The sequence below is a fragment of the Vibrio sp. 1641 genome, from assembly GCF_033339995.1.
Classification (GTDB): domain Bacteria; phylum Pseudomonadota; class Gammaproteobacteria; order Enterobacterales; family Vibrionaceae; genus Vibrio; species Vibrio alginolyticus.
The window spans coordinates 21,913-48,335 of the sequence record NZ_JAWOVP010000007.1; the positions used below are offsets into that span (position 1 = coordinate 21,913).

The 26,423-nt window shown below is 45.2% G+C and carries 25 protein-coding genes; 23 read left to right on the plus strand and 2 right to left on the minus strand.

What is annotated here, in order from left to right; translation table 11 throughout:
• The first annotated feature begins 303 nt into the window (after positions 1–303).
• Together aceB and aceA are read left to right on the plus strand one after the other, a co-directional pair.
• Positions 304–1,932 carry a malate synthase A gene (gene aceB / locus R7Z47_RS15075; RefSeq protein ID WP_017820561.1) on the plus strand — a complete coding sequence of 543 codons (1,629 nt, stop codon included), beginning with the start codon at positions 304–306 and terminating at the stop codon, positions 1,930–1,932.
• A 120-nt stretch (positions 1,933–2,052) separates the two neighbouring features.
• Positions 2,053–3,366, plus strand: coding sequence for an isocitrate lyase (aceA, locus tag R7Z47_RS15080; protein ID WP_005381733.1), 1,314 nt, complete (start codon positions 2,053–2,055; stop codon positions 3,364–3,366).
• A 123-nt stretch (positions 3,367–3,489) separates the two neighbouring features.
• Here the strand turns inward: aceA and R7Z47_RS15085 are convergent, their stop codons facing one another.
• Positions 3,490–3,939 carry a CBS domain-containing protein gene (locus R7Z47_RS15085; RefSeq protein ID WP_017820562.1) on the minus strand — a complete coding sequence of 150 codons (450 nt, stop codon included), beginning with the start codon at positions 3,937–3,939 and terminating at the stop codon, positions 3,490–3,492.
• Positions 3,940–4,251: 312 nt separating this feature from the next.
• On the opposite strand from R7Z47_RS15085, the gene R7Z47_RS15090 reads away from it, so the two are divergent.
• The 6 genes from R7Z47_RS15090 (at position 4,252) to secF (ending at position 11,370) form a co-directional block, all read left to right on the plus strand.
• The gene (locus R7Z47_RS15090) at positions 4,252–5,418 is read left to right on the plus strand and encodes a trypsin-like serine protease (RefSeq protein WP_318130211.1); all 1,167 of its coding nucleotides are present in this window, start codon (positions 4,252–4,254) and stop codon (positions 5,416–5,418) included.
• A gap of 268 nt (positions 5,419–5,686) precedes the next feature.
• A complete protein-coding gene (gene queA, locus R7Z47_RS15095; protein ID WP_005381728.1) occupies positions 5,687–6,739 on the plus strand; it encodes a tRNA preQ1(34) S-adenosylmethionine ribosyltransferase-isomerase QueA in 1,053 nt (350 codons plus the stop codon).
• A gap of 147 nt (positions 6,740–6,886) precedes the next feature.
• Positions 6,887–8,023: a tRNA guanosine(34) transglycosylase Tgt gene (gene tgt / locus R7Z47_RS15100; RefSeq protein ID WP_005381727.1), complete on the plus strand. Its 1,137-nt coding sequence runs from the start codon at positions 6,887–6,889 to the stop codon at positions 8,021–8,023.
• Positions 8,024–8,200: 177 nt separating this feature from the next.
• Entirely contained in the window at positions 8,201–8,530 is a 330-nt protein-coding gene (gene yajC / locus R7Z47_RS15105) for a preprotein translocase subunit YajC (protein WP_005381725.1), read from the plus strand.
• Positions 8,531–8,551: 21 nt separating this feature from the next.
• Positions 8,552–10,408: a protein translocase subunit SecD gene (gene secD, locus R7Z47_RS15110; protein ID WP_005381724.1), complete on the plus strand. Its 1,857-nt coding sequence runs from the start codon at positions 8,552–8,554 to the stop codon at positions 10,406–10,408.
• Positions 10,409–10,422: 14 nt separating this feature from the next.
• On the plus strand, positions 10,423–11,370 hold the full coding sequence (secF, locus tag R7Z47_RS15115; RefSeq protein ID WP_005383689.1) for a protein translocase subunit SecF: 948 nt from the start codon (positions 10,423–10,425) through the stop codon (positions 11,368–11,370).
• A gap of 209 nt (positions 11,371–11,579) precedes the next feature.
• Here the strand turns inward: secF and suhB are convergent, their stop codons facing one another.
• On the minus strand, positions 11,580–12,383 hold the full coding sequence (gene suhB, locus R7Z47_RS15120) for an inositol-1-monophosphatase (protein WP_005381722.1): 804 nt from the start codon (positions 12,381–12,383) through the stop codon (positions 11,580–11,582).
• 231 nt (positions 12,384–12,614) lie between these two features.
• On the opposite strand from suhB, the gene trmJ reads away from it, so the two are divergent.
• From trmJ to hisS, 15 genes are all read left to right on the plus strand, one after another.
• Complete coding sequence (trmJ, locus tag R7Z47_RS15125) at positions 12,615–13,334, plus strand: tRNA (cytosine(32)/uridine(32)-2'-O)-methyltransferase TrmJ (protein WP_005383693.1); 720 nt, start codon at positions 12,615–12,617, stop codon at positions 13,332–13,334.
• Positions 13,335–13,459: 125 nt separating this feature from the next.
• The gene (iscR, locus tag R7Z47_RS15130; protein ID WP_005381720.1) at positions 13,460–13,966 is read left to right on the plus strand and encodes a Fe-S cluster assembly transcriptional regulator IscR; all 507 of its coding nucleotides are present in this window, start codon (positions 13,460–13,462) and stop codon (positions 13,964–13,966) included.
• Between the two features lie 28 nt (positions 13,967–13,994).
• Positions 13,995–15,209, plus strand: coding sequence for an IscS subfamily cysteine desulfurase (locus R7Z47_RS15135; RefSeq protein WP_005381719.1), 1,215 nt, complete (start codon positions 13,995–13,997; stop codon positions 15,207–15,209).
• 38 nt (positions 15,210–15,247) lie between these two features.
• A complete protein-coding gene (gene iscU / locus R7Z47_RS15140) occupies positions 15,248–15,631 on the plus strand; it encodes a Fe-S cluster assembly scaffold IscU (protein WP_005381718.1) in 384 nt (127 codons plus the stop codon).
• A 70-nt stretch (positions 15,632–15,701) separates the two neighbouring features.
• On the plus strand, positions 15,702–16,025 hold the full coding sequence (iscA, locus tag R7Z47_RS15145) for an iron-sulfur cluster assembly protein IscA (protein WP_005381717.1): 324 nt from the start codon (positions 15,702–15,704) through the stop codon (positions 16,023–16,025).
• A gap of 55 nt (positions 16,026–16,080) precedes the next feature.
• Positions 16,081–16,596, plus strand: a complete 516-nt coding sequence (gene hscB / locus R7Z47_RS15150; RefSeq protein ID WP_042521163.1) for a co-chaperone HscB — start codon at positions 16,081–16,083, stop codon at positions 16,594–16,596.
• A gap of 21 nt (positions 16,597–16,617) precedes the next feature.
• Positions 16,618–18,471: a Fe-S protein assembly chaperone HscA gene (gene hscA / locus R7Z47_RS15155; protein WP_017820567.1), complete on the plus strand. Its 1,854-nt coding sequence runs from the start codon at positions 16,618–16,620 to the stop codon at positions 18,469–18,471.
• Between the two features lie 13 nt (positions 18,472–18,484).
• Positions 18,485–18,823 (plus strand): ISC system 2Fe-2S type ferredoxin, encoded by a 339-nt coding sequence (gene fdx / locus R7Z47_RS15160; protein ID WP_005381713.1) that lies wholly within the window; start codon positions 18,485–18,487, stop codon positions 18,821–18,823.
• Between the two features lie 44 nt (positions 18,824–18,867).
• The gene (gene iscX / locus R7Z47_RS15165) at positions 18,868–19,062 is read left to right on the plus strand and encodes a Fe-S cluster assembly protein IscX (RefSeq protein ID WP_005381711.1); all 195 of its coding nucleotides are present in this window, start codon (positions 18,868–18,870) and stop codon (positions 19,060–19,062) included.
• Between the two features lie 161 nt (positions 19,063–19,223).
• On the plus strand, positions 19,224–20,522 hold the full coding sequence (gene pepB, locus R7Z47_RS15170; protein WP_151514537.1) for an aminopeptidase PepB: 1,299 nt from the start codon (positions 19,224–19,226) through the stop codon (positions 20,520–20,522).
• A 95-nt stretch (positions 20,523–20,617) separates the two neighbouring features.
• Positions 20,618–21,043: a nucleoside-diphosphate kinase gene (gene ndk / locus R7Z47_RS15175; RefSeq protein ID WP_042521171.1), complete on the plus strand. Its 426-nt coding sequence runs from the start codon at positions 20,618–20,620 to the stop codon at positions 21,041–21,043.
• 372 nt (positions 21,044–21,415) lie between these two features.
• Positions 21,416–22,543: a bifunctional tRNA (adenosine(37)-C2)-methyltransferase TrmG/ribosomal RNA large subunit methyltransferase RlmN gene (locus tag R7Z47_RS15180; RefSeq protein WP_017633913.1), complete on the plus strand. Its 1,128-nt coding sequence runs from the start codon at positions 21,416–21,418 to the stop codon at positions 22,541–22,543.
• A 435-nt stretch (positions 22,544–22,978) separates the two neighbouring features.
• Complete coding sequence (gene rodZ / locus R7Z47_RS15185; protein ID WP_085569931.1) at positions 22,979–23,929, plus strand: cytoskeleton protein RodZ; 951 nt, start codon at positions 22,979–22,981, stop codon at positions 23,927–23,929.
• A 6-nt stretch (positions 23,930–23,935) separates the two neighbouring features.
• Positions 23,936–25,054, plus strand: coding sequence for a flavodoxin-dependent (E)-4-hydroxy-3-methylbut-2-enyl-diphosphate synthase (ispG, locus tag R7Z47_RS15190; protein WP_005381699.1), 1,119 nt, complete (start codon positions 23,936–23,938; stop codon positions 25,052–25,054).
• 26 nt (positions 25,055–25,080) lie between these two features.
• Positions 25,081–26,349, plus strand: coding sequence for a histidine--tRNA ligase (hisS, locus tag R7Z47_RS15195; protein WP_262606876.1), 1,269 nt, complete (start codon positions 25,081–25,083; stop codon positions 26,347–26,349).
• Positions 26,350–26,423 lie beyond the last annotated feature (74 nt).

Consider the following 26,423-nt stretch of genomic DNA (forward strand, 5'->3'; position numbering starts at 1 on the left):
TTATTACGTAATAACTTACAAAATAAGGTGCTTGATAGATGGTTTTTACCTTGCGGAATAAAACTTTGAATTTTCTGTTTTGTTTATATTGGGGGTTTCACTAAACCCTTTGTTGATATAGCTTATTTAAAGGCGATACGACTTATGTCTAGATTGAAAATACACGTAGCATTACGCAATCTATCGACATGGCTAGACGAGTTGAACACAAAGTTAAAGGATGTAATTTGTTGTTCATAACTTACAAATGTAGCTTTACGCTGACTGCCCAAGATGGATAAAGCACGTTAAGGATGAATGATTATGCTTGCTCAGACAGAACAAAAAACACAACAACTAAAGCAAACCCAAGGCATGCTTGAGGTGAATGGAGTCGTTGCTCCAGAACATCAAGCAATTTTCCCTGTTGAAGCCCAAACCTTTTTATCTCTACTGTGTGAAAAATTTGCCGGACGTGTTGAACAGTTGCTGGAAGCAAGAGAAGAGAAGCAAGCACGTATTGATGCTGGTGAGCTACCAGATTTTCTACCAGAGACACAAGACATCCGTGAAGGAAGTTGGAAGATCCTAGGAATCCCACAAGATCTGCAAGATCGCCGTGTGGAGATTACCGGACCAACTGACCGCAAGATGGTGATTAACGCACTGAATGCGAATGTAAAAGTGTTCATGGCAGACTTCGAAGATTCAATGTCTCCTGCATGGAGTAAAGTGCTAGATGGTCAAATTAACTTGCGCGATGCTGTTAATGGCACCATCAGTTACACCAATCCTGGCAATGGCAAACATTATCAGCTGGAAGATGACCCAGCGGTGTTGATCTGCCGTGTTCGCGGCCTTCATTTAAAAGAAAAACACGTTACGTGGCACGGTCAGATCATTCCAGGTGCGCTATTCGATTTCGCTCTGTATTTCTATAACAACTACAAAGCGTTACTTCAAAAAGGCAGTGGCCCTTATTTCTACCTTCCAAAACTGCAATCGCATCACGAAGCGAAGTGGTGGAGCGAAGTGTTCCATTTCACGGAAGACTACTTCGGTTTGGATACAGGCACGATCAAAGCGACTGTGCTGATTGAAACCTTACCAGCGGTATTCGAAATGGACGAGATTCTGTTCTCGCTTAAAGAACACATCGTTGGTTTGAACTGTGGTCGCTGGGATTACATCTTTAGCTATATCAAAACATTGAAAAAACACTCAGACCGAGTACTGCCAGATCGCCAAGTGGTAACGATGGACAAGCCATTCTTAAACGCTTACTCGCGATTATTGGTACGTACTTGCCATAAACGAGGTGCTTTCGCGATGGGAGGAATGGCCGCATTTATCCCAGCTAAAGACCCGAAAGAGAATCAAAAAGTATTAGACAAGATCCAGACTGACAAATCGTTAGAAGCTAACAACGGCCACGACGGTACCTGGGTGGCTCATCCAGGTTTGGCTGACACTGCTATGGAAGTCTTTAGTGCTGTGCTGGGTGAACGCACCAACCAGTTGGATGTGAGCCGTGCAGAGGATGCGCCTATTACAGCAGCTGAACTGCTTGAGCCTTGTGAAGGCGAGCGCACTGAAGGCGGAATGCGCCACAATATTCGCGTTGCGCTGCAATACATCGAAGCTTGGATTTCTGGCAATGGTTGTGTGCCGATTTACGGACTGATGGAAGACGCAGCAACGGCAGAAATCTCACGCGCCTCTATCTGGCAATGGATTCAACACGGCAAGTCGCTAGACAACGGATTAAAGGTCACTAAAGAGCTGTTCGAGCTCTATCTCAAAGAGGAGATTGAAGTCGTGAAGCAAGAAATTGGCGAACAGCGCTACCATGCGGGTCGATTTGAAGAAGCAGCAGACTTAATGGCAAGGCTCACGACGAGCGATGAACTGACCAACTTTTTGACAGTTCCTGGTTATGACTACCTGGATTAATAAAGAATAACTGTAACACCAATAACGTGAAGGATTTTCAAGGCAGATAGGGAAGTACTGCCTGAGAACGGAAACTCAACGCACACGCATAAAGTGCAAATTATAAAGAGGGATAGACCAATGACTAACTTAACTCGCCGCCAACAAATTGAAGCTCTGGAAAAAGACTGGGCAACTAATCCACGCTGGAAAAATGTGAAGCGTACTTACACTGCCGAGGAAGTGGTGGAACTGCGTGGCTCTATGGTGCCTGCAAACACAATTGCACAACGTGGTGCAGACAAACTTTGGTCACTGGTCAACGGTAGTGCGAAAAAAGGTTACGTAAACTGTCTTGGTGCGCTAACGGGTGGTCAAGCGGTTCAACAAGCTAAAGCAGGTATTGAAGCGATTTACTTGTCAGGCTGGCAGGTAGCGGCGGATAACAACACCGCCTCGACGATGTATCCAGACCAATCTCTTTACCCAGTAGATTCTGTACCGTCAGTAGTAAAACGCATCAACAACTCATTCCGTCGTGCAGACCAAATTCAGTGGGCTGCTGGTAAGACGCCTGAAGATGAAGGTGGTATTGATTACTTCCTACCTATCGTAGCGGATGCTGAAGCGGGCTTTGGTGGTGTGCTTAACGCTTACGAACTAATGAAATCGATGATCGAAGCCGGTGCCGCGGGCGTTCACTTTGAAGACCAGTTAGCATCGGTGAAAAAGTGTGGTCATATGGGTGGTAAGGTATTAGTTCCTACGCAAGAAGCGGTACAAAAGCTCGTTGCAGCTCGTTTGGCTGCTGACGTAGCGGGAACAACAACATTAGTTATTGCTCGTACTGATGCGAATGCGGCGGATCTCATTACTTCAGATTGCGACCCATATGATAAAGACTTTATTGAAGGTGAGCGTACTCAAGAAGGTTTCTACCGCGTTCGCGCGGGTATCGACCAAGCGATTTCTCGCGGTCTGGCTTACGCACCATATGCAGACTTGATTTGGTGTGAAACGGCTACGCCATGTTTGGAAGAAGCACGTAAGTTTGCAGAAGCAATTCACGCTGAATACCCAGATCAATTGTTGGCGTACAACTGCTCGCCTTCATTCAACTGGGAGAAAAACCTAGATGCAGAAACCATTGCTAAGTTCCAACAAGAGCTTGCAGACATGGGCTACAAGTACCAATTCATCACGCTAGCAGGCATTCACAACATGTGGTTCAACATGTTTGAACTGGCACACGCTTACGCTCAAGGTGAAGGTATGCGTCATTATGTTGAGAAAGTTCAGCGTCCTGAATTCCAAGCGGCTGAAAAAGGTTATACGTTTGTTGCGCACCAACAAGAAGTAGGTACAGGTTACTTCGATAGAATGACCAATACTATCCAAGGTGGTAACTCTTCAGTGACAGCATTGACAGGTTCGACCGAAGAAGACCAATTCTAATTGGCAGAGAAACACTTCCTTAATCAGCGTCAGTAATGGCATTTTGAGCGGCAACCCTGCCGCTCTTTTTTCGTTTAACCGGTGTAAAAACGAAACTTACAACAAAGAGAATACGCTTGCGTACTACTCTTCCTGCTCGATTTCTTCAGGTTCCACTTCTTCTTGTAGTTCCAATAAGTTAATCGCAATCGTCACGAAGTCACTATCAGTAATAATGCCGACCAATCGACCTTTGGTGACAACAGGTAGACAGCCAACTTTATGCTTTTGCATATAGATAGCGCTCTCTTTGAGCCCCGCGATAGGCTCTGCCGTCATGATGTTGGTGTGCATCATTTCGTAGAGCGGTGTGTCTAAAGTAAAAGATTGTTCAGCCTCATCTGGGTGCAAGCTCGATTCTTGAGCAGCAAGAATGTCGCGTTGAGTCACCAAGCCTTGTAAGTGGTTATTGGCATCAACAACCGGAATGTGTCGAATATCAAGCGCATCCATCATGCTTTTTGCATCACGCAAGGTGTGCGTGCGCAGTAAGGTATGAGGATTACGAGTCATCATGTCTTCAACCTTGATCATAGAGACCTCCAGCGGCATTGTCCTTCTCTTAAATATAGAGAATATTTTTCTGTATATCTGGGAGCTAACTCGTTTTTCATCAATTAAATAGCACAATGCTGATGGGCTGCGTAATCTGTGTTTTATTGGTGTTTTTATTAATTTGAATAAGTCGGTTTGTGTGCGAGTCAGTTGGCATTTTTAGTTGATATTGAATGTGTCCCCAAGGTAATCCAATGAATTGAATCGCACATTTTTATTCGCTGGATTTTCCAAGATTCTTCTCTCGAAGAAGATACGTCCAGGCTTACCAAATTGAAGACAGCAACCTAGATGAAACGAACAACGTGTAACAAACTTATTGCGCTGGCAGTGGCGGCATTCAGTGTGCCATCAACACAGGCGATTGTGTTAGGAGATGAACAAACCGATCCTGTTGACCGCGTTACTTTGCGAGCAAGTAATATGGCAGAGTTTCCGCTGTGTGGTGGAACGATGCTGACAGAGCAATGGGTACTGACTGCGGCGCACTGTGTGGTGATGGGACAAGGAACCAATGAAGCAACCTACTATGTGACCCCGCCGGGTGAGCTGTCGGTGAATGCGAATGTGTATGAACTTAATTCTGCAGGGCTTGATAACTTCTATCCGGTGTCTCACGTTGTGGTTCATCCGGATTACACCCGGATTTCAAAAGCTGAGACCGACAGTAATGGCAACGTGAAACCTATCCAAACCGGTTTAGATTCAGACATCGCGTTGCTGTATCTCACGCGCCCAGTGGCAAACGCGAGCTTTGCTGACCTAGCGAGTAAAGTTGACATGGAGAGTATCGAAGCACGTTTGGTGGCGGATTGGAACGATAATTACCTGACCAATCAACGTGTCGAAAATGTGCAAGTGTTTGGGTGGGGGACCACTCAGCCGGATGCTTCTGAACCTTCCAATACGCTCAAAACCACCATTAGTACATTTTTACCCATCGACAAATGTTATGAGCGTTTAGAAATTGGCAGCAGTTTTCCGGGGATTATCGACTCAAGAGAAAACCAAACCAAAATCTGTACGCTACCAACACAAAACCATGTATTGGAGCCGGATAGCCATACCCAATATGGCAACTCTGCATGTAAAGGTGACAGTGGTGGCCCGTTGGTCGATGTGGCGACCGGCAAACAAATTGGTATTGTTAGTGGCGGCCCTCTTATTCTACCAACGTGTGGCTCTTTGACGATCCCAAGTTTCTATACCAAGGTGAGCCACTATTACGACTGGGTACAGTCTTACATCACTGCCGATGCGCCACCAAGTCGTTACATCATTGCGCCGAATTTTATCAAAAGTGCTAACAATGAAAGTGGTGACAATAAAGAGTGTCACGATGGCATTGCGACCAATAACTGTGATTTCAAAGGCTCAGATGATGAAGGTGGCAGTCTAGGGTTTTGGTTATTGGGTTTATTCGTGCCGTTATTCTTGTGGCGAAAGCGTGAGGTTTGATAGGGCGATTGGAATGCCAAACTAATAAGCAGCGGTATACGTTGCTTTGCTTTTTTCATGTTCTCTCTTTGGGGCTCAAATTAAAAATAGTGCCAAGTCATCGAGGCTTTTCACGTTTTATTACACTCTTCACCATGGCTTTTACTGCTATATTCTGGTGATTTGCTTGCTATTGCAGCATGTAAACATATACTAGTCTGCTGCGAAAAACTCGTCGCAATTTTATCGTCGCCTAGACGTGATTTGACCAATAGATAAGACAAGTAACATGCAAGTATCAGATTTCCATTTCGACCTTCCAGATGAACTCATCGCTCGCTACCCTCAACCAGAGCGTACCGCTAGCCGACTGCTGCAAATGGACGGCAATACCGGAGAGCTCATTGATGGCACATTTACTGATGTATTGGGCCAAGTTCAACCCGGTGACTTAGTGGTGTTTAATAATACTCGTGTTATTCCTGCTCGTCTTTTTGGCCGCAAGGAATCGGGCGGTAAATTAGAAGTGCTAGTGGAGCGCATGTTGGATGAGAAAAGCATCCTCGCGCACGTTCGTTGCTCTAAATCACCAAAACCAGGTACAACCATTATTGTTGGCGAGAATGATGAATATTCAGCAGAGATGGTTGCACGCCATGATGCTTTATTTGAACTGAAATTTAGTTCTGATAAGACGGTACTAGAAATTCTGGAAGAAATCGGCCATATGCCGCTTCCTCCTTACATCGACCGTCCAGACGAAGATGCAGATAAAGAGCGTTACCAAACGGTATATAATCAAAAGCCAGGTGCGGTTGCGGCACCTACAGCGGGCCTTCACTTTGATGATGTTCTCTTGGAGAAAATCAAAGCGAAAGGTGCAGAGTTTGCTTACGTTACTTTGCACGTTGGGGCGGGTACATTCCAGCCGGTAAAAGTGGAAAATATCAACGATCACCACATGCATGCCGAGTACGTAGAAGTACCACAAGAAGTCGTCGAAGCAATTAAAGCGACGAAAGCGCGTGGCGGACGAATTATTGCTGTTGGTACCACATCTGTGCGTTCACTTGAAAGTGCAGCGCAAGACGCATTGCAAAAAGGGACTGAGCTGGCCCCATTCTTTGGCGATACTGAAATCTTTATTTTCCCTGGTTACGAATATCAGCTAGTGGATTGCTTGATCACAAACTTCCACTTGCCTGAATCAACACTGATCATGTTGGTGAGTGCATTTGCTGGATACGAGAACACCATGAATGCTTACAAACATGCGGTGGAAAACAAATACCGTTTCTTCTCGTATGGCGATTCAATGTTCATCAAGAAGAAAACGGCGTAGTTAAAAATAGATTTACGAGTGCTAGCAGTAAGCTAGGAAATAAAGCATCCATTGCTTTGTCTCTCGCAAGGAAAAGCGACCGCTCCTTAAAGTAGGGTAGAGCCCTAAACACTCAGTCAGACTGTTTCTCTGACACCCGGAGGCATCGTGAAATTAAAATTCGATCTTAAGAAGAAAAACGGCAATGCACGTCGTGGTCAACTGACTTTCGAACGCGGCACTGTTCAAACTCCTGCGTTCATGCCAGTAGGTACTTACGGTACCGTTAAAGGTATGACACCAGAAGAAGTAAAAGGTACTGGTGCAGAAATTCTGCTAGGTAATACGTTCCACCTGTGGCTACGTCCTGGTCAAGAAGTGATGAAAATGCACGGTGACCTGCACGATTTTATGAACTGGCACGGTCCTATTCTTACTGATTCAGGCGGCTTTCAAGTATTCAGCCTTGGTAAGATGCGTACGATCACTGAAGAAGGTGTTCACTTTCGTAACCCAGTAAACGGTGACAAGATTTTCATGGACGCAGAAAAGTCGATGGAAATTCAAAAAGACCTGGGCTCTGACATCGTTATGATTTTTGACGAGTGTACGCCTTACCCAGCGACACACGATGAAGCGAAGAAATCGATGGAAATGTCATTACGCTGGGCACAGCGTTCACGTGACCACTTCGAGAAGCTAGAAAACCCGAACAACCTATTTGGTATTGTCCAAGGTGGTGTTTACGAAGATTTACGTGATGTGTCGGTAAAAGGTCTAACGGAAATCGGTTTTGACGGTTACGCGGTTGGTGGTTTGGCAGTAGGTGAGCCTAAAGAAGACATGCACCGTATTCTTGAGCATACTTGTCCTCAACTTCCTGAAGACAAACCTCGCTACTTGATGGGCGTAGGTAAGCCAGAAGACTTGGTTGAAGGTGTTCGTCGTGGTATCGACATGTTTGACTGTGTAATGCCAACGCGTAACGCACGTAATGGTCACTTATTTGTGACTGGTGGTGTGATCAAGATCCGTAATGCGAAACATAAAACGGATACAACACCATTGGATCCGCATTGTGACTGTTACACTTGTCAAAACTACAGCAAGTCGTACCTTCACCATTTAGAGCGTTGTAATGAAATCTTAGGCGCTCGCTTGAATACAATCCATAACCTGCGTTACTACCAACGTCTGATGGAAAGCATTCGTAAAGCAATTGATGAAGATCGCTTCGATGAATTTGTTACTGAGTTCTATGAGCGTCGTGGCCGTGAAGTGCCACCACTAGCAAAAGAGCAGTAATTGAAAAACTAAAAGAATTAAAGCCTTTGGCATGTCGCCAGAGGCTTTTGCTAATAAAGTAGGCTAACGCACGTTATTTTTGAGAGAGCGATCTCTATTAGTTACTCTCAGACTTGAATCTAAAATGCGAAAGCCCAATTTGTTTGATTATCAATAAAATATAATGAGGATGTTTTAATGTTTATTTCTCAGGCTCACGCAGCAGCAGAAGGCGCGCCAGCAGGCGGTGGTTTTGAAATGCTAATCATGCTTGGCATGTTCGCAGTGATCTTTTACTTCATGATTTATCGCCCACAAGCGAAACGCGTAAAAGAACACAAAAACCTAATGGCTTCTATGGGCAAAGGCGACGAAGTTTTAACTAGCGGTGGCCTAGTGGGTAAAATCACTAAGATTGCTGAAGACAATGACTACATTTCAATTGAGCTTAACGCGAACAATGAAGTAGTAATCAAGAAAGACTTCATCACTGCAGTGCTACCAAAAGGTACGCTTAAGTCTCTATAAAACAGCTAAAGGATCCTCGCTGTGCTAAACCGTTATCCATTATGGAAGTACTTGATGGTGCTTTTTGCCATCATCACCGCTGCGTTATACGCACTTCCAAATATCTACGGTGAAGATCCGGCTATTCAAGTTACAGGGGCGCGTGGCGCCTCTGTAGATATGTCAACGCTGGATGCTGTCACTACTGCTCTTAACAAAGAGCAACTTTCTCATAAATCCATTGCTCTCGAAGATGGATCAATTCTTGTTCGTTTTAACGACACTGACACACAAATCAGTGCTCGTGATGTCATCAGCGAAGCGCTAGGCAAAGACACAATTGTTGCACTTAACCTTGCACCTTCTACACCCGATTGGCTAGAAGCGATTGGCGCGTCACCATTGAAGCTAGGTCTTGACCTTCGCGGTGGTGTTCACTTCTTAATGGAAGTGGATATGGATGCAGCGATGGAAAAGCTTGTTGGTCAACAAGAAGAAGCTTTCCGTAGCGAACTTCGTGACGCCAAGATTCGTTACCGTGCAATCCGCCCTTCTGGAAAAGAAGCGGTAGAAGTGTTGTTGCGTAACGAAGAGCAATTAGCAGAAGCGAAAGCAACGCTAGAAAAGAATCACCCGGACATGATTTTTGTCGATTCTGATTCAAATGGCCGTTACGCTCTTACTGCCACTTTTACTGAGCAACGTTTACAAGAGATCCGTAACTATGCTGTTGAGCAAAACATTACGATTTTGCGTAATCGTGTCAACGAACTAGGTGTTGCGGAACCATTGGTTCAACGTCAAGGTGCTAGTCGCATTGTGGTTGAACTGCCTGGTGTTCAAGACACTGCTCGTGCAAAAGAAATTCTCGGAGCTACGGCAACGCTTGAATTCCGTGAAGTTGATGATAAAGCTGACCTATCGGCAGCGGCAAATGGTCGTGCGCCAGCAGGTAGTGAAATCAAGATGGACCGTGATGGTCGCCCAGTTGTGCTTAAGAAGCGCGTTATTCTTGGCGGTCAAAGCATCACAGATGCAAGCTCAAGTGTTGATGAATATGGTCGTCCACAAGTTAACATCTCGCTAGACAGCGAAGGTGGTAATAAGATGTCTGCGTTCTCTAAGAAGAACATTGGTAAGCTAATGGCTACCGTGTTTGCAGAATACAAAGACAGTGGCCGTCGTACGCCTGAAGGCAAAGTTATTCTGGATAAGCATGAAGAAGTCATCAACCAAGCAACGATTCAATCGGCTCTTGGTCGTAACTTCCGTATTACAGGTATCGACTCTGCTGCAGAAGCACACAACCTAGCACTTCTACTACGTGCTGGTGCACTGATTGCACCTATCTCTATCGTTGAAGAACGTACCATTGGTCCATCAATGGGCCAGCAAAACATCGATATGGGTATCCAAGCATGTATCTGGGGTATGGTTGCCGTAATGCTATTTACGCTGCTTTACTACCGCGGCTTTGGTTTGATTGCAAACATCGCTCTAATGGCAAACTTGGTGCTTATCATTGGTGTTATGTCGATGATTCCAGGCGCTACCATGACGCTTCCAGGGATAGCCGGTATCGTGTTAACAGTCGGTATGGCGGTTGATGCGAACGTACTGATCTTCGAGCGTATCCGTGAAGAAATTCGTGATGGACGCAGTCCACAACAAGCAATTCACCAAGGTTACGCGAATGCATTCAGCACGATTGCTGATGCGAACATCACAACACTAATTACTGCAATCATTCTATTTGCGGTCGGTACAGGTGCGGTGAAAGGTTTCGCAGTTACTCTATCTATCGGTATCTTAACTTCAATGTTCACCGCCATTATTGGTACACGTTGTATCGTGAACCTGATCTACGGTGGCAAACGCGTTGATAAATTGTCGATCTAAGGCTGGGAATTAATATGTTTCAAATTCTAAAAGCAGAGAAGACGATCGGCTTTATGCGTTGGTCGAAAGTAGCATTCGTTTTTTCAATTATAATGATTGCTGCTTCTATCTTCACTTTGTCAACCAAGTGGCTTAATTGGGGTCTAGATTTCACTGGCGGTACGCTTATCGAGGTAGGTTTTGAACAGCCAGCAAACCTTGAAGAGATTCGTGCAGCACTAGATTCCAAAGGCTTTGGTGATGCGACAGTACAAAACTTCGGTAGTGCTCGTGAAGTCATGGTCCGTCTTCGTCCACGTGATGACGTTTCTGGTGAAACGCTAGGTAACCAAATCATTGGTGCTATCAAAGATGGTACTGGCGAAAGCGTAGAAATGCGTCGTATTGAGTTCGTAGGTCCCAACGTTGGTGATGAGCTAACAGAAGCTGGTGGTCTAGCGATCTTGGTATCGCTGATCTGTATCCTGCTTTATGTATCGATGCGATTTGAATGGCGTCTAGCGGCTGGTGCGGTAATGGCATTGGCTCACGATATAATTATCACGCTAGGTGTCTTCTCGTTTCTACAAATTGAAGTTGACCTGACCATCGTAGCTGCGCTACTGACGGTTGTGGGCTACTCACTCAACGATACCATAGTTGTATTTGACCGGATTCGTGAAAACTTCCGTAAGATGCGTAAGGGTGAACCTTCGGACATCATGGACGCCTCAATCACTCAAACGTTGAGCCGTACATTGATTACATCTGGTACGACGCTGTTCGTGGTAATTGCACTGTTCATGCAGGGTGGTGCGATGATTCACGGCTTCGCAACCGCACTTTTACTCGGTATCACTGTAGGTACTTACTCTTCTATCTACGTAGCATCAGCACTGGCTCTAAAACTGGGTATCCAGAAAGAGCACTTGATGCCACCTCAAGTAGAAAAAGAAGGTGCAGAGTTCGACGAAATGCCATAAGGCAGATTGAGAACCGAAAACAAAAACCGCTGAACAATCAGCGGTTTTTTTGTATCTGAATAGAGTCGTGAGTTTGCCGAACCTCATTGTATGGAGAGCCTTACATTGCAGCTAAGTAGATACGGTTCGGTAGATACAAAAAAGCCCAGCTCAATGAGCGGGGCTTTCTAAAGTCATCAGCGTGACGGGCTATATATGACTTTCAAATCTTACTTAAGGATCGCGCTGTTACCGTTTTCGCGAATGTGCTTAAGGATAGATTTTACGCCACGAGCGCTTGAAGCAACGATGTTACCAGACTTCATGTAGTCAGTGCCGCCAGCAAAGTCAGTTAGGATTGCGCCAGCTTCACGAGCAATAAGCTCACCTGCTGCCATATCCCAAGGTTTTAGGCCTAGCTCGAAGTAACCATCAACACGGCCAGCAGCCACGTAACAAAGGTCAAGAGCAGCAGAGCCGCTACGACGGAAATCAGCACATTCAGTGAATAGCGCACCAACGATCTTGATGTAAGACTCAGCGTGTTGTTTCTGCTTGAATGGGAAGCCTGTTGCTAGAACAGTGCCTTGAAGGTCTTTTAGTTGAGCAACACGAATACGTGCACTGTTTAGTTGAGCGCCGGCACCGCGTTGTGCAGTGAATAGCTCGTTTTGCATTGGATCGTAAACACAAGCAACTTCAGTTTTGCCCTTAATACGAACAGCGATAGAAACCGCGAAAGTTGGGTAACCTTTTACAAAGTTAGTGGTGCCATCCAGTGGGTCGATGATCCATTGTACGTCTTTATCTTTACCTTCGATAAGACCTTGTTCTTCAGCAACGATACAGTGCTCAGGGTAAGACTGCTTGATAGTATCGATGATGATGTATTCTGCTTCTTTGTCTACGTTAGTGACAAAGTCATTAGTGCCTTTAAGAGTAGATTCTACTTTATCAGTGTTTTCTAATGATTTAGCAATATGATTGCCTGCCTTTCGCGCAGCGCGAATAGCAATGTTTAGCATTGGATGCATACGAATTTCCCAACGGATGTTAAAGAACAAATGAAAGCGGCGGCGAGTATACCAGAGATAATTAAAAAGGGAAGTGGTTATTTTTTGTTCTAAATGCGGCTGGTTGAGTGTACAGAGCATACTGCGGACGAGAACAATAACCAAGAATGAGAAGAGAGGTCTGCTTGCCTCTAGGGTGTCTTAAAAAACTATGATAACATTCTGCGGTTTTAATTTAGGTAGCAAACACAGATGTTGGATCAAGTAAAAATTGTACTCGTAGGTACCTCTCATTCAGGCAATATTGGCTCAGCAGCTCGAGCAATGAAAGTGATGGGTTTAAACCAACTAGTATTAGTCGATCCACAATGTGAAGTGGATGAACAAACTCTTGCTTTAGCTGCGGGTGCTGGTGATATTGCTCAAAATGCAAAGATTGTCGGCACATTAGAAGAAGCGGTTGAAGATTGTGGCCTTGTTGTGGGTTCTAGCGCCCGCTCTCGTACATTAGAATGGCCAATGCTCGAGCCACGTGAATGCGGTGAGAAATTTGCAGTTGAAGGCCGAAAGCATCCGGTTGCGCTCGTGTTTGGCCGAGAAAGAACTGGTTTGACAAACGAAGAGCTACAAAAGTGCCACTACCATGTTTGTATTCCCGCTAATCCTGAGTACAGCTCGCTTAACCTAGCTATGGCTGTACAAACTCTCAGTTACGAAGTGCGAGTTGCACACTTGAACTTAGAGCAAAGCCAGTTTTCCCCAAATGAATCGGAAGAATACCCGCGTCATCGAGAACTCGAAATGTTCTTCGAGCATCTTGAAAAGGTGATGGTTGAGACCCAGTTTATTAACAAAGAGCAACCTGGACAGGTGATGAATAAGTTGCGCCGTTTGTTCTCTCGTGCTCGACCAGAAACCCAAGAACTTAATATTCTACGAGGCGTTTTGACTTCGATAGAAAAGAAGTTCTGAGTAAATAATAACCACTTTAGGTGTAAGGATGAATACCTGAGTAAAATGGTCAAATAAATACTTGACCAAATTACTCAGGTATGGAAAAATCTTAACCATTACAAACCATGTGGATACGGTGTGGTATGAAACTTACATCTAAAGGAAGATATGCGGTGACAGCCATGCTGGATGTGGCACTGCATTCGCAACAAAACCCTGTACCTCTGGCTGATATTTCAGAGCGTCAAGGGATCTCGCTCTCTTACTTAGAGCAGCTATTTTCAAAATTGCGTAAAGCAGGTCTCGTTGCCAGCGTTCGTGGTCCTGGTGGTGGTTACCGACTTGGTGCCGACGCTCACAGTATCGCTATTGGTACCGTGATTGCTGCCGTTGATGAGTCAGTAGATGCAACCAAATGCCAAGGTAAAGGAGATTGCCAAGGTGGAACACGTTGCCTTACTCACACGCTGTGGCGTGACCTAAGCTCTCGCATTAGTGACTTTTTGAATAACATCACTCTTGGTGAGTTGATGACAGACAATGAAGTACTCGAAATTTCTGATCGTCAGGACATTGATCTGGCGGTAACCCATGGGCTATCAAACAAAAATACAACCGCCGCGCCCATCGGTGTAAACGTCCGCTCTTAGCGGTCAGCTTTTTACATTGGAGTAGAGAATGAAACTGCCGATTTATCTTGATTATTCCGCTACATGTCCAGTTGATCCACGTGTTGCTGAAAAAATGGTTCAGTACATGACAATGGATGGCACATTTGGCAACCCAGCGTCACGTTCGCACCGTTACGGCTGGCAGGCAGAAGAAGCGGTCGATACTGCTCGTGAGCAAATTGCTGACCTTCTAAATGCAGATCCTCGCGAAATCGTATTTACATCTGGTGCGACAGAATCAGACAACCTTGCGATTAAAGGTGCAGCGCACTTTTACTCGAAGAAAGGCAAGCACGTAATCACTTGTAAAACAGAGCACAAAGCCGTTCTTGACCCATGTCGTCAACTTGAGCGTGAAGGCTTTGAAGTGACTTACCTTGAGCCAGAATCAAATGGCTTGATCGATCTAGAGAAGCTTAGAGCAGCCATGCGTGATGACACCGTGCTTGTGTCTATTATGCATGTAAACAACGAGATTGGTGTGGTTCAAGACATTACAGCGATCGGCGAACTGTGCCGTGAGCGTAAAATTGTTTTCCACGTGGACGCTGCGCAATCTGCTGGTAAATTACCAATCGACGTTCAAGAGATGAAAGTTGATCTAATTTCACTTTCTGCTCACAAAGTTTACGGTCCTAAAGGTATCGGTGCACTTTATGTACGTCGTAAGCCTCGTATTCGTCTTGAAGCGCAAATGCACGGTGGCGGTCATGAGCGTGGTTTCCGCTCTGGTACACTACCTACTCACCAAATCGTAGGTATGGGTGAAGCATTCCGCATTGCAAAAGAAGACATGCAAAAAGATTACGATCATGCTTTAGCGCTTCGTAACCGTCTTTTTGATGGCGTGAAAGACTTAGAAGCAGTGACGGTAAACGGTGACTTTGAGCAGCGTGTACCACACAACCTAAACATCAGTTTCGCATTCGTAGAAGGTGAATCACTACTAATGTCGCTTAAAGATCTAGCGGTATCTTCTGGTAGTGCTTGTACGTCTGCAAGCCTTGAGCCTTCTTACGTTCTTCGTGCCCTAGGCATGGATGACGAATTGGCTCACAGCTCGGTTCGTTTCTCGTTTGGTCGTTTCACGACTGAAGAAGAAATTGATTACGCAATTGAACAAATCCGCGTTGCAGTGACTAAGCTACGCGACATGTCTCCTCTATGGGATATGTACAAAGAAGGGATTGATTTGAGCACTGTTGAATGGGCTCACCATTAATCTCAGGGATTGAAATAGAGGATTCGAGGTAATTTATCATGGCATACAGCGAAAAAGTAATTGATCACTACGAGAACCCACGTAATGTTGGTTCATTCGATAAAGAAGATCCATCAGTAGGTAGCGGCATGGTTGGCGCTCCTGCGTGTGGTGACGTAATGAAGCTTCAAATCAAAGTGACACCTGAAGGTATCATCGAAGATGCGAAGTTCAAAACATACGGTTGTGGTAGTGCAATCGCATCAAGCTCACTAGTAACTGAGTGGGTAAAAGGTAAGTCAGTTGATGAAGCGGCAGCAATTAAAAACTCTGAGATTGCTGAAGAGCTAGAGCTTCCACCAGTGAAAGTTCACTGTTCTATTCTTGCTGAAGATGCAATCAAAGCAGCGGTTGCTGACTACAAGAAAAAACACCAAGAATAATTATTCCGTAATATAATGGGAGCTTTGACGCTCCCATTCCAATCGAAATTTAGACAGACTAAGGTGCAGTATGGCCATCACAATGACAGAATCAGCGGCAAGTCGCGTAAGAGCATTCCTAGATAACCGAGGCAAAGGTATCGGTTTACGTCTTGGAGTGAAGACGACTGGTTGTTCCGGCATGGCATACGTACTTGAGTTTGTTGATGAGCTCAATGAAGAAGACGAAGTATTTGAACTCTCTGGAGTGAAAATTATCATCGATCAAAAGAGCTTAGTGTACCTAGATGGTACTGAATTGGATTACGTGAAAGAAGGGTTGAATGAAGGTTTTGAATTCAACAACCCTAACGCGAAAAGTGAATGTGGTTGTGGTGAAAGCTTCAACGTCTAATTGATTGTCCTTCTGGGCAAACGAGTCCGGAAGGCTTTACTAGGACCCGAACTTAATGAATCACTTTGAATTATTTGGGCTACCAAGTCAGTTTAAGCTGGATGGTAGCCTTCTTTCTTCTCAGTTCCGAGAACTACAAAAACGCTTCCACCCGGATAACTTTGCAACGGGCTCAGAACGTGACCGTTTGATGGCGGTGCAAAAGGCGGCGCAAATCAACGATGCCTATCAAGTTCTGAAAAATCCTATTTCTCGCGCCGAGTATATCCTCGCTGAGCAAGGTGTTGAGATCCGAGGTGAACAGCAAACAATGCAAGATCCGATGTTCTTAATGGAGCAAATGGAACTGCGCGAAGAACTGGAAGAGATTGCTGACAACTCCGATCCTGAATCGGCGCTTTTTGACTTCGACTCTAAGGTCAGCAAAATGTACAAACAGCATCTGGCAAGCGTCGAGCAAGAGCTTGATGATGGTCTATGGGCTGAAGCCGCAGACCGAGTTCGTAAGCTAAAATTCATTGCCAAACTAAAGAACGAAATTGAGCTAGTCGAAGACAAACTCCTCGGCTAGTAAGCGTGACAAGGACCTATCATGGCACTACTTCAAATCGCAGAACCGGGCCAAAGCTCGGCACCTCATGAGCATAAGTTAGCAGCGGGTATCGACTTAGGTACTACCAACTCTTTGGTTGCTTCTGTACGTAGCGGCGATGCAACTCCACTTGCGGACGAGCAGGGCCGTACTATTTTACCTTCAGTCGTTAATTACGCTGAGGAAACGTTAACGGTCGGCCACGAAGCCAAAGCCAAAGCAGAGTTTGAACCAGAGAACACGATTATCTCTGTAAAACGTTTGATCGGTCGTTCATTAAAGGACATTCAGTCCCGTTACTCTTCACTTCCTTATCGTTTTAAAGAGAGTGAAAACGGCCTGCCAATTTTGCAAACACCTCAAGGTGACAAAAACCCGATTGAAGTATCTGCGGACATCCTAAAAGTATTGGGTAAGCGAGCTGAAGATACGTTAGGTGGTGAGTTAGCAGGTGTCGTTATTACCGTTCCTGCTTACTTTGATGACGCGCAACGTGCAGGTACAAAAGATGCGGCGAAATTAGCTGGTCTTCATGTTCTCCGTCTACTTAACGAACCAACCGCTGCGGCAATTGCTTATGGCCTAGACTCAGGTCAAGAAGGTGTGATTGCGGTTTACGATCTAGGTGGCGGTACTTTTGATATCTCTATCCTACGTTTATCGAAAGGCGTATTTGAAGTATTAGCAACAGGTGGCGACTCTGCATTAGGCGGTGACGACTTCGACCATTTATTTGCCGATTATTTAATGGAGCAAGCGGGTCTAGAAGCGCCGCTTTCTGCAGAAAAGAACCGTACACTGTTGAACATTGCTACTGAAGCTAAGATTGCTTTCTCTGAGCAAGACAGTGTTGACGTTGACGTTTTTGGTTGGAAAGGCACCGTGACTCGCGAGCAGTTCGAAGATCTGATTCGTCCGCTAGTGAAGAAAACACTGATGTCTTGTCGTCGCGCATTAAAAGATGCGGATGTCGACGCAGATGAAGTACTCGAGGTCGTCATGGTTGGTGGCTCAACCCGTACATTGCTGGTTCGTGAAATGGTAGGCGAGTTTTTTGGTCGCACACCCCTGACAAGCATTAACCCTGATGAAGTTGTTGCAATCGGCGCGGGTATCCAAGCAGACATTCTCGCGGGTAACAAGCCTGACTCTGAAATGTTGCTTCTTGATGTGATTCCACTGTCGCTCGGTATTGAAACCATGGGTGGTTTGGTCGAGAAGATCATCCCCCGCAACACTACGATTCCCGTTGCGCGTGCGCAAGAATTTACCACATTCAAAGATGGCCAAACGGCGATGAGTGTTCATGTGGTACAAGGTGAACGTGAAATGGTTGATGACTGTCGTTCACTTGCTCGCTTCTCGTTAAAAGGTATTCCTCCGATGGCAGCGGGTGCGGCACATATTCGCGTGACTTACCAAGTTGACGCTGATGGCCTTCTTTCTGTTACGGCAATGGAGAAGAGCACTGGTGTTCAATCAGAGATTCAAGTAAAACCTTCTTACGGCTTAAGTGACAATGAAGTGGCGGATATGTTGCGTGATTCAATGACGCACGCAAAAGAAGACATGCAAGCTCGTGCCTTAGCTGAGCAGCGTGTTGAAGCCGACCGAGTGATAGAAGGTTTGATTGCAGCGATGCAAGCTGATGGTGATGACTTACTATCAGAACAAGAGAAACAAAACTTGATTAAAGCCATCGAAGCCTTGATTGAGCTGCGTAATGGTGATGATGCAGATGCGATAGAGCAAGGCATTAAAGATACCGATAAAGCGAGCCAAGATTTCGCATCACGCCGTATGGATAAATCGATTCGAGCTGCGTTGTCAGGTCAATCAGTAGACGATATATAAGAGATAAGTAGTTATGCCTAAGATTATTGTATTACCACACGATGATTTGTGCCCAGAAGGTGCAGTGTTGGAAGCAAACTCTGGTGACACCGTTCTAGACGTAGCGCTAAAAAACGGTATCGGTATTGAACATGCGTGTGAGAAGTCATGTGCGTGTACTACCTGCCACGTAATCATCCGTGAAGGTTTTGATTCACTAGAAGAAAGTGAAGAACTAGAAGACGACATGCTAGATAAAGCGTGGGGTCTAGAGCCTGAGTCACGCCTAGGGTGTCAGGCGAGAATTGCTGATGAAGACTTGGTGGTAGAAATTCCTAAATACACACTAAACCACGCTTCAGAAGATCACTAAAACTATCTTCCCAATATAGGGAAGAAGCAAAAGGAAGATGAGCAATGAAATGGACAGATTCTCGCGATATCGCGATTGAACTTTGTGACAAGTTTCCAGATGTCGATCCAAAAACAGTGCGTTTTACCGATCTTCATCAATGGATCATGGAGTTAGATGAGTTTGACGATGAGCCAAACCGTTCTAATGAAAAGATTCTAGAAGCCGTTATCATGTGCTGGATGGACGAAGCGGACTAAGTCTGTAAAACACAGCCTAGTTAACAATTCTTACTAAAAAAAGCGGACCTTTAGGTCCGTTTTTTTATCCAATTGACATTTTTGCCCTACATAATGCTAACATCCGTGAGTTATTAAAAAGAAGCAGCGTAGGCAACGCTGCTATAAGACAAGGAGAAACCATGTCTACACAGATGTCTGTATTTTTAAGTCAAGAGTCGGCAGCACCACATTGGGGTGAAAAAGCACTGCTTTCATTCGCTGAAAACGGCGCAACTATTCACTTAGGTGAAGGTCATGATCTCGGCGCAATTCAACGTGCAGCTCGTCAGCTAGATGGCCAAGGAATTCGTTCTATTTTTCTTTCTGGTGATAACTGGGATCTAGAGAGCGTATGGGCTTTCCACCAAGGGTTCCGTAACCCTAAAAAACATGGCTCAGTTGAGTGGGCAGCATTGTCTGATGAAGATCAAGCAGAGCTTCAAGCTCGTATTACTTCGACTGATTTTACCCGCGATATTATCAACAAAACGGCAGAAGAAGTTGCTCCTCGTCAGCTAGCGACAATGGCTGCTGAATTCATCAAATCTGTTGCGCCGAAAGGCACGGTGACAGCACGTATCGTCAAAGACAAAGACTTGTTGGCAGAAGGTTGGGAAGGTATTTACGCAGTAGGCCGTGGTTCTGAGCGTACTTCTGCGATGCTTCAGTTAGACTACAACCCAACTGGTGACGAAAACGCACCTGTATTCGCATGTCTTGTGGGTAAAGGCATCACCTTTGATTCCGGTGGTTACAGCTTGAAGCCTTCTACCTTCATGAGTGCTATGAAAGCAGATATGGGTGGCTCGGGTACTATCACTGGTGGCCTAGGATTAGCTATCTTGCGCGGTTTAAACAAGCGCGTAAAACTGATCTTGTGTTGTGCTGAGAACATGGTTTCTGGCCGTGCCCTTAAGCTTGGCGACATCATCACTTACAAAAACGGCAAAACCGTTGAGATTATGAATACCGACGCGGAAGGTCGCTTGGTGCTTGCAGACGGTCTTATCTACGCCAGTGAGCAAAAGCCTGAGTTAATCATTGACTGCGCGACGCTAACAGGCGCAGCGAAGAATGCGTTAGGTAACGATTACCATGCGCTAATGAGCTTTGATGATGAGCTATCGCATCAAGCGCTTACGGCGGCAAGCCAGGAAAAAGAAGGCTTGTGGCCGCTACCACTTGCTGATTTCCATCGAGAAATGTTGCCATCTAATTTTGCCGATTTATCGAATATCAGCTCTGGTGATTATTCTCCAGGTGCAAGTACTGCAGCTGCGTTCTTGTCTTACTTCGTTGAGGACTACAAAAAAGGCTGGTTACATTTCGACTGTGCGGGTACGTATCGTAAAGCCGCTTCTGATAAATGGGCTGCGGGAGCAACGGGTATGGGTGTCCGTACACTTGCTCGTTTCCTCAATGAGCAAGCTGGAAAATAAGATTGATTGCAGCACTCTCTTGTTTGAGTGCTGCTCTTACCCAGTAAGTCACTTTAAAAGCACAACTATTATTACAAGTACAGAAAGGAAATTTTATGGCTCTAGAAAGAACATTTTCAATCATTAAGCCTGATGCTGTAGAGCGAAACCTAATTGGTGAAATCTACAATCGTATTGAAAAGGCTGGCCTACGTATCATCGCTGCCAAAATGGTTCACCTGACAGAAGATCAGGCAAGCGGCTTTTATGCAGAGCATGAAGGTAAAGAGTTTTTCCCTCCTCTAAAAGAGTTCATGACATCTGGTCCTATTATGGTTCAGGTATTGGAAGGTGAAAATGCGATTGCACGTTACCGCGAGCTAATGGGTAAAACCAACCCAGAGGAAGCGGCATGCGGCACTTTGCGTGCTGATTACGCACTCAGCATGCGTCACAATTCAGTTCATGGTTCCGATAGCCCTGAGTCTGCCGCTCGTGAAATTGAGTTTTTCTTCCCTGAATCAGAAGTTTTCTCTCGCTAACTCGTTCATGCATCACTTTTGCGTGATGATCTAGTTCGTAACAACCTCGGATTTGTCCGAGGTTTTTTATTCCGTGTTCTCCATTTCATCGGCGAGTTCATTCGTAAGTACTCGCGAAGACGTTGGCTAATCTGAGCACCTTACAGGGGGAAAGCTTAGTTACGTGTGTTTCTTCTCACTGCTTTCTCTGCACCACTTCTACGCTTTTGCTGTCGGTTGTCTAATCATTATTCTCACCGTAAAGTCTGATTAAAATTTAATCGTTTTTATTTTAATGCCTTAGCAAACTCAGGGTCTTACACCCCTTGTTGTAGCTGAATAAAGGCTGTACAATTCGCGCCCTTATTCTTGTTTCAGTCATTGAGAGGCAACATGACCACTGAAAAAATCAATCTACTCGACTTTGATCGCAAAGGCATGCGTCAGTTTTTCGCGGAAGAACTTGGCGAGAAAGCGTTTCGTGCCGATCAGGTTATGAAGTGGATCTACCATTTCGGTGTAGATGACTTCGAAAAAATGACAAACATCAACAAGAAGCTGCGCGAAAAGCTTTTACACAAGTGTGAAATTAAAGCACCAACTGTAGCAGAAGCTCAGCATTCTTCAGACGGCACGATCAAGTGGGCAATGAAGGTTGGTGATCAGGATGTAGAAACGGTTTACATTCCAGAAGATGATCGCGCAACGCTTTGTGTATCTTCTCAAGTAGGTTGTGCATTGGAATGTAAGTTCTGCTCAACAGCACAGCAGGGTTTTAACCGTAACTTGAAAGTTTCAGAGATCATCGGCCAGGTGTGGCGTGCTGCACGTGAAATTGGTCTTGAGAAAGAAACAGGCCGTCGCCCAATTACGAACGTGGTGATGATGGGCATGGGTGAGCCGCTTCTTAATATGAAGAACTTGATTCCAGCACTGGAGTTAATGTTGGATGATCTTGGCTTTGGTTTGTCGAAGCGTCGCGTAACCGTATCAACATCAGGTGTGGTTTCTGGTCTTGATCAGATGACGGGCAAAATCGACGTTGCGTTGGCGATCTCTCTTCATGCGCCAAATGATAAGCTGCGTAGTGAAATCATGCCGATTAACGATCGTTGGGATATTCAAGATTTCCTAGCATCCGTTCGTCGTTACATTGCTTCATCTAATGCAAACCGTGGCAAAGTAACAGTCGAGTACGTGTTGCTTGATCATGTGAACGATGACATGGACCATGCACGCGAGCTGGCTGAATTGATGAAAGACACACCATGTAAGATTAACTTGATTCCGTTTAACCCGTACCCAGGTTCACCTTACAAGAAACCAAGTAACTCACGTATTGATCGCTTCCAAAAAACATTGATGCAATACGAGCACACAGTTACGGTTCGTAAAACGCGCGGTGATGACATTGATGCCGCATGTGGTCAGTTGGTCGGTGATGTAATTGACCGAACTAAACGTACGGCAATGCTGAAAGCGTCACGCGGTGCCGATACCATTGAAGTGAAAGCTGTATAAACGACCGGAATTCAAAAATAGCCAGAGCCATTCGCTCTGGCTATTTTGTTTATTGTTTAGGACATTTTCGCCAAGATTTGGGACTATCACTCTTCAACCTAAGGTTATTTGGGTATAATTTCGAATTCCTTTGTCAAAGTTTGGACAAAAGCTTGAGCTATCTGTTAGTTTGAGTGTAAAGAGTTTTTGTCTTCGTTGCGCATTCGCTTATCATGGTATGTAACACTAACGATGACACCGATAATTCTCAGCACTTTCTCACATACGTTTTGCTGATTTTTGCAAAACGGGTATTCGCACTCAGATCGCTGAGAGTTTCTTAAAATTATTATTTTTGGTTAACGCGTTTAGGCTAGCTATCTTTAAAGAGGCTTAAGAACAATAACGAAAATACATGACCACGTTAGCCACTAAAACAGATTAAATACCGCCATTATGACAGAACACGAAAATACGAATGAAGTGCCACTCTCTATTGAAGCTGGCACATTACTGAAAAACAAACGTGAATCCTTGGGAATGAGCCAAAAGCAAGTTGCCGATCGCCTGAGGCTTCGCATTTCTGTGATTGAAGATATTGAAAATAACCGATTTGAATCTCAACAAGTCGCGACATTTACGCGTGGTTACTTACGCTCTTACGCTAAATTCGTAGGTCTTGATGAGAAGGTGGTTTTGACGGCGTTAGAGCAGACTGCCGATGCTCAGCCTCAAGAGCAAGAAATTGAAATGCAAAGCTTCTCTCGTAAAACAAAAGACGAGAAGCACAATAGCCGTATTATGCTCCTTACTTGGGTTATCGGGCTGGTCATTATTGGCATTTCAGCGGCATGGTGGTGGCAAAACCAACAAGAGAATAGCCTAACTAAGGAAGTAACGGATTCAAGTGTTGAAGCGCCGCAGCCCACTGCTCAAGAATTAGCTGATATCGATTTGATGACGGCTGAAGAGTTAATCGCAAGCACTCCTGAAGAAGTTGCTTCAACTAATGAAGGCATTGCTGAATCGACTGAAGCACCCGTTGAGCAAGGGGCGGATCCTTTGCTGACTGAAACTGAAAATACAACAAGCGTAGATTCTGAAGAACCTGTTGCCGTGATTGAAGCGGCGGAAGAGGAACAGCCTGCGCCAGTAGTACCTGAAGGCATGACACTTCTTACTATGAAGTTTAAAGCGGACTGTTGGATTCAAGTAAAAGACACCAATGGTAAAACGCTGGTAAGTGGTACTCATAAGCCAGGACAAGATGTAGAACTTACCGGAAAAGCGCCATTTAAAGTGATATTAGGCGCACCGGAAGGGGTTACAATGACATTTGCAAGTGAACCTGTCGACCTTTCTGGGTATACTTCAGGCAAAGTAGCTAGATTCACTCTACCGTTATAAAAAATTATGCAACACGAATCTCCAATTATTCGTCGTAAATCGACGCGTATTTATGTGGGTGATGTGCCAATTGGTGATGGTGCGCCAATTGCAGTACAGTCAATGACTAACACTCGCACGACTGACGTAGAAGCGACAGTCGCTCAAATCCGAGCACTAGAAAAAGTCGGCGCAGATATCGTTCGAGTTTCTGTGCCTACGATGGACGCAGCAGAAGCTTTCAAACTGATTAAACAGCAAGTTTCTGTACCATTAGTGGCTGATATTCATTTCGATTATCGTATCGCGCTGAAAGTTGCGGAGTACGGAGTTGACTGTTTACGTATCAACCCAGGTAACATCGGCAATGAAGAGCGCATTCGCGCTGTTGTTGATTGCGCTCGCGATAAAAACATCCCGATCCGTATTGGTGTCAATGGTGGATCTTTGGAAAAAGACCTACAGATGAAATACGGTGAGCCAACGCCAGAAGCCTTGGTTGAATCGGCGATGCGTCACGTAGACCATCTCGATCGTCTTAACTTTGACCAATTTAAAGTTAGCGTGAAAGCTTCAGACGTTTTTCTTGCGGTGGATTCATATCGTCTGCTGGCGAAGAAAATCGATCAGCCTCTTCATTTAGGTATCACAGAGGCGGGTGGTGCTCGAGCTGGCGCTGTTAAGTCATCTGTTGGCTTAGGTATGCTGCTATCTGAAGGGATAGGCGATACGCTGCGTATCTCTTTGGCTGCCGATCCAGTTGAAGAAATCAAAGTCGGTTTCGACATCCTTAAATCTCTGCGCATTCGCTCTCGAGGCATCAACTTTATTGCGTGCCCAAGCTGCTCACGCCAAGAATTCGATGTGATTGGTACGGTGAATGCACTGGAGCAACGTTTAGAAGACATCATCACGCCAATGGATGTGTCTATCATCGGTTGTGTGGTAAACGGCCCTGGTGAAGCAGAAGTTTCTCATTTAGGTCTAGCAGGTAGTAACAAGAAGAGCGCATTCTACGAAGATGGTAAACGCCAGAAAGAGCGCTTTGATAACGATGACCTTGTGAATAAGCTAGAAGCTAAGATCCGTGCGAAAGCAGCTATGATGAATGGCGAAAACCGCATCGAAGTTAAAGTACAAGATTAATCTCAACGAGAATTACGGTAAGTATTGTGGCAAAAACAATTCAAGCAATTCGAGGCATGAACGATTGCCTCCCAACTCAGTCGCCACTGTGGCAAAAATTAGAAAACACAGTGAAAAATGTAATTAGCGCATACGGTTATAACGAAGTGCGCATGCCAATCGTTGAAGAAACAAACCTATTCAGCCGCGCTGTTGGTGAAGAAACAGACGTCGTTTCAAAAGAAATGTACACCTTTGATGACCGTAACGGCGACAGCCTAACACTTCGCCCTGAAGGTACGGCGGGTTGTGTACGTTCATGTATCCAAAACAGCCTGATCAACCGTGATGAACAGCGTCTGTGGTACATGGGACCTATGTTCCGCCATGAACGTCCGCAGAAAGGTCGTTACCGTCAATTCCACCAGTGTGGTGTTGAGGTGTTTGGTCTAAATGGTCCAGATGTTGATGCAGAGCTTATCATGATGACGGCGCGTCTATGGCGTGAGCTAGGTATCAATGAACATGTCCGTCTTGAGCTGAACTCTATCGGTTCTCAAGAAGACCGCGCAGACTACCGTACTGCACTGGTTGCATTCCTTGAGCAACATATTGATATGCTAGATGAAGATTGTAAGCGTCGCATGCACACGAACCCACTGCGTGTTCTGGATACGAAGAACCCAGACGTTCAAGCTATTTTAGGTGATGCGCCTCGCCTTTCAGATTACTTGGGTGAAGAATCTAAAGCACACTTCGCAGGTCTATGTGAACTTTTAGACGCCGCAGGTATCAAATACACAGTTAACGAACGTCTAGTTCGTGGTCTGGATTACTACAATCGCACGGTATTTGAGTGGATCACTGAGAGCCTAGGTGCTCAAGGCACTGTATGTGGCGGTGGTCGTTACGATGGCCTTGTAGAGCAATTAGGTGGTAAACCAACACCAGCGGTTGGCTTTGCAATGGGCCTAGAGCGTCTAGTACTGATGCTAGAAACGTTGGAACTGACAGACGTTCGTCGCAGTGTTGACGTGTACGTAGTCACTGCGGGTGAAGGCACCATGATGGCAGGAATGAAGCTAGCAGAACAGCTTCGCGAGTCTGTTCCAGGCGTTCGTGTGATGAATCACTTCGGTGGCGGTAACTTCAAGAAACAGTTTAAACGCGCAGACAAAGTTGGTGCTGTTGTAGCATTGGTTCTGGGCGAAAACGAAGTTGCGGATAACACTGTAGTACTGAAAGACTTAGCTGGTGGTGAGCAAGAGACTTACAACCAAGCAGAAGTTGCAGAAAAGATCGCAGCACTGATTTAAGTCTTTTAGTAATCTAACAAAATTACATCCTAGTTCGTAAGCTAAGGCTCCCAAATGTGGAGCCTTTAAACGAA

Bases quoted from the DNA above. Each gene is read 5' to 3' on its own strand.
- aceB (WP_017820561.1), top strand. From the start codon at position 304: ATGCTTGCTCAGACAGAACAAAAAACACAACAACTAAAGCAAACCCAA.
- aceA (WP_005381733.1), top strand. From the start codon at position 2,053: ATGACTAACTTAACTCGCCGCCAACAAATTGAAGCTCTGGAAAAAGAC.
- R7Z47_RS15085 (WP_017820562.1), bottom strand. From the start codon at position 3,939: ATGATCAAGGTTGAAGACATGATGACTCGTAATCCTCATACCTTACTG.
- R7Z47_RS15090 (WP_318130211.1), top strand. From the start codon at position 4,252: ATGAAACGAACAACGTGTAACAAACTTATTGCGCTGGCAGTGGCGGCA.
- queA (WP_005381728.1), top strand. From the start codon at position 5,687: ATGCAAGTATCAGATTTCCATTTCGACCTTCCAGATGAACTCATCGCT.
- yajC (WP_005381725.1), top strand. From the start codon at position 8,201: ATGTTTATTTCTCAGGCTCACGCAGCAGCAGAAGGCGCGCCAGCAGGC.
- secF (WP_005383689.1), top strand. From the start codon at position 10,423: ATGTTTCAAATTCTAAAAGCAGAGAAGACGATCGGCTTTATGCGTTGG.
- suhB (WP_005381722.1), bottom strand. From the start codon at position 12,383: ATGCATCCAATGCTAAACATTGCTATTCGCGCTGCGCGAAAGGCAGGC.
- trmJ (WP_005383693.1), top strand. From the start codon at position 12,615: ATGTTGGATCAAGTAAAAATTGTACTCGTAGGTACCTCTCATTCAGGC.
- iscR (WP_005381720.1), top strand. From the start codon at position 13,460: ATGAAACTTACATCTAAAGGAAGATATGCGGTGACAGCCATGCTGGAT.
- R7Z47_RS15135 (WP_005381719.1), top strand. From the start codon at position 13,995: ATGAAACTGCCGATTTATCTTGATTATTCCGCTACATGTCCAGTTGAT.
- iscU (WP_005381718.1), top strand. From the start codon at position 15,248: ATGGCATACAGCGAAAAAGTAATTGATCACTACGAGAACCCACGTAAT.
- iscA (WP_005381717.1), top strand. From the start codon at position 15,702: ATGGCCATCACAATGACAGAATCAGCGGCAAGTCGCGTAAGAGCATTC.
- hscB (WP_042521163.1), top strand. From the start codon at position 16,081: ATGAATCACTTTGAATTATTTGGGCTACCAAGTCAGTTTAAGCTGGAT.
- hscA (WP_017820567.1), top strand. From the start codon at position 16,618: ATGGCACTACTTCAAATCGCAGAACCGGGCCAAAGCTCGGCACCTCAT.
- fdx (WP_005381713.1), top strand. From the start codon at position 18,485: ATGCCTAAGATTATTGTATTACCACACGATGATTTGTGCCCAGAAGGT.
- iscX (WP_005381711.1), top strand. From the start codon at position 18,868: ATGAAATGGACAGATTCTCGCGATATCGCGATTGAACTTTGTGACAAG.
- pepB (WP_151514537.1), top strand. From the start codon at position 19,224: ATGTCTACACAGATGTCTGTATTTTTAAGTCAAGAGTCGGCAGCACCA.
- ndk (WP_042521171.1), top strand. From the start codon at position 20,618: ATGGCTCTAGAAAGAACATTTTCAATCATTAAGCCTGATGCTGTAGAG.
- R7Z47_RS15180 (WP_017633913.1), top strand. From the start codon at position 21,416: ATGACCACTGAAAAAATCAATCTACTCGACTTTGATCGCAAAGGCATG.
- rodZ (WP_085569931.1), top strand. From the start codon at position 22,979: ATGACAGAACACGAAAATACGAATGAAGTGCCACTCTCTATTGAAGCT.
- ispG (WP_005381699.1), top strand. From the start codon at position 23,936: ATGCAACACGAATCTCCAATTATTCGTCGTAAATCGACGCGTATTTAT.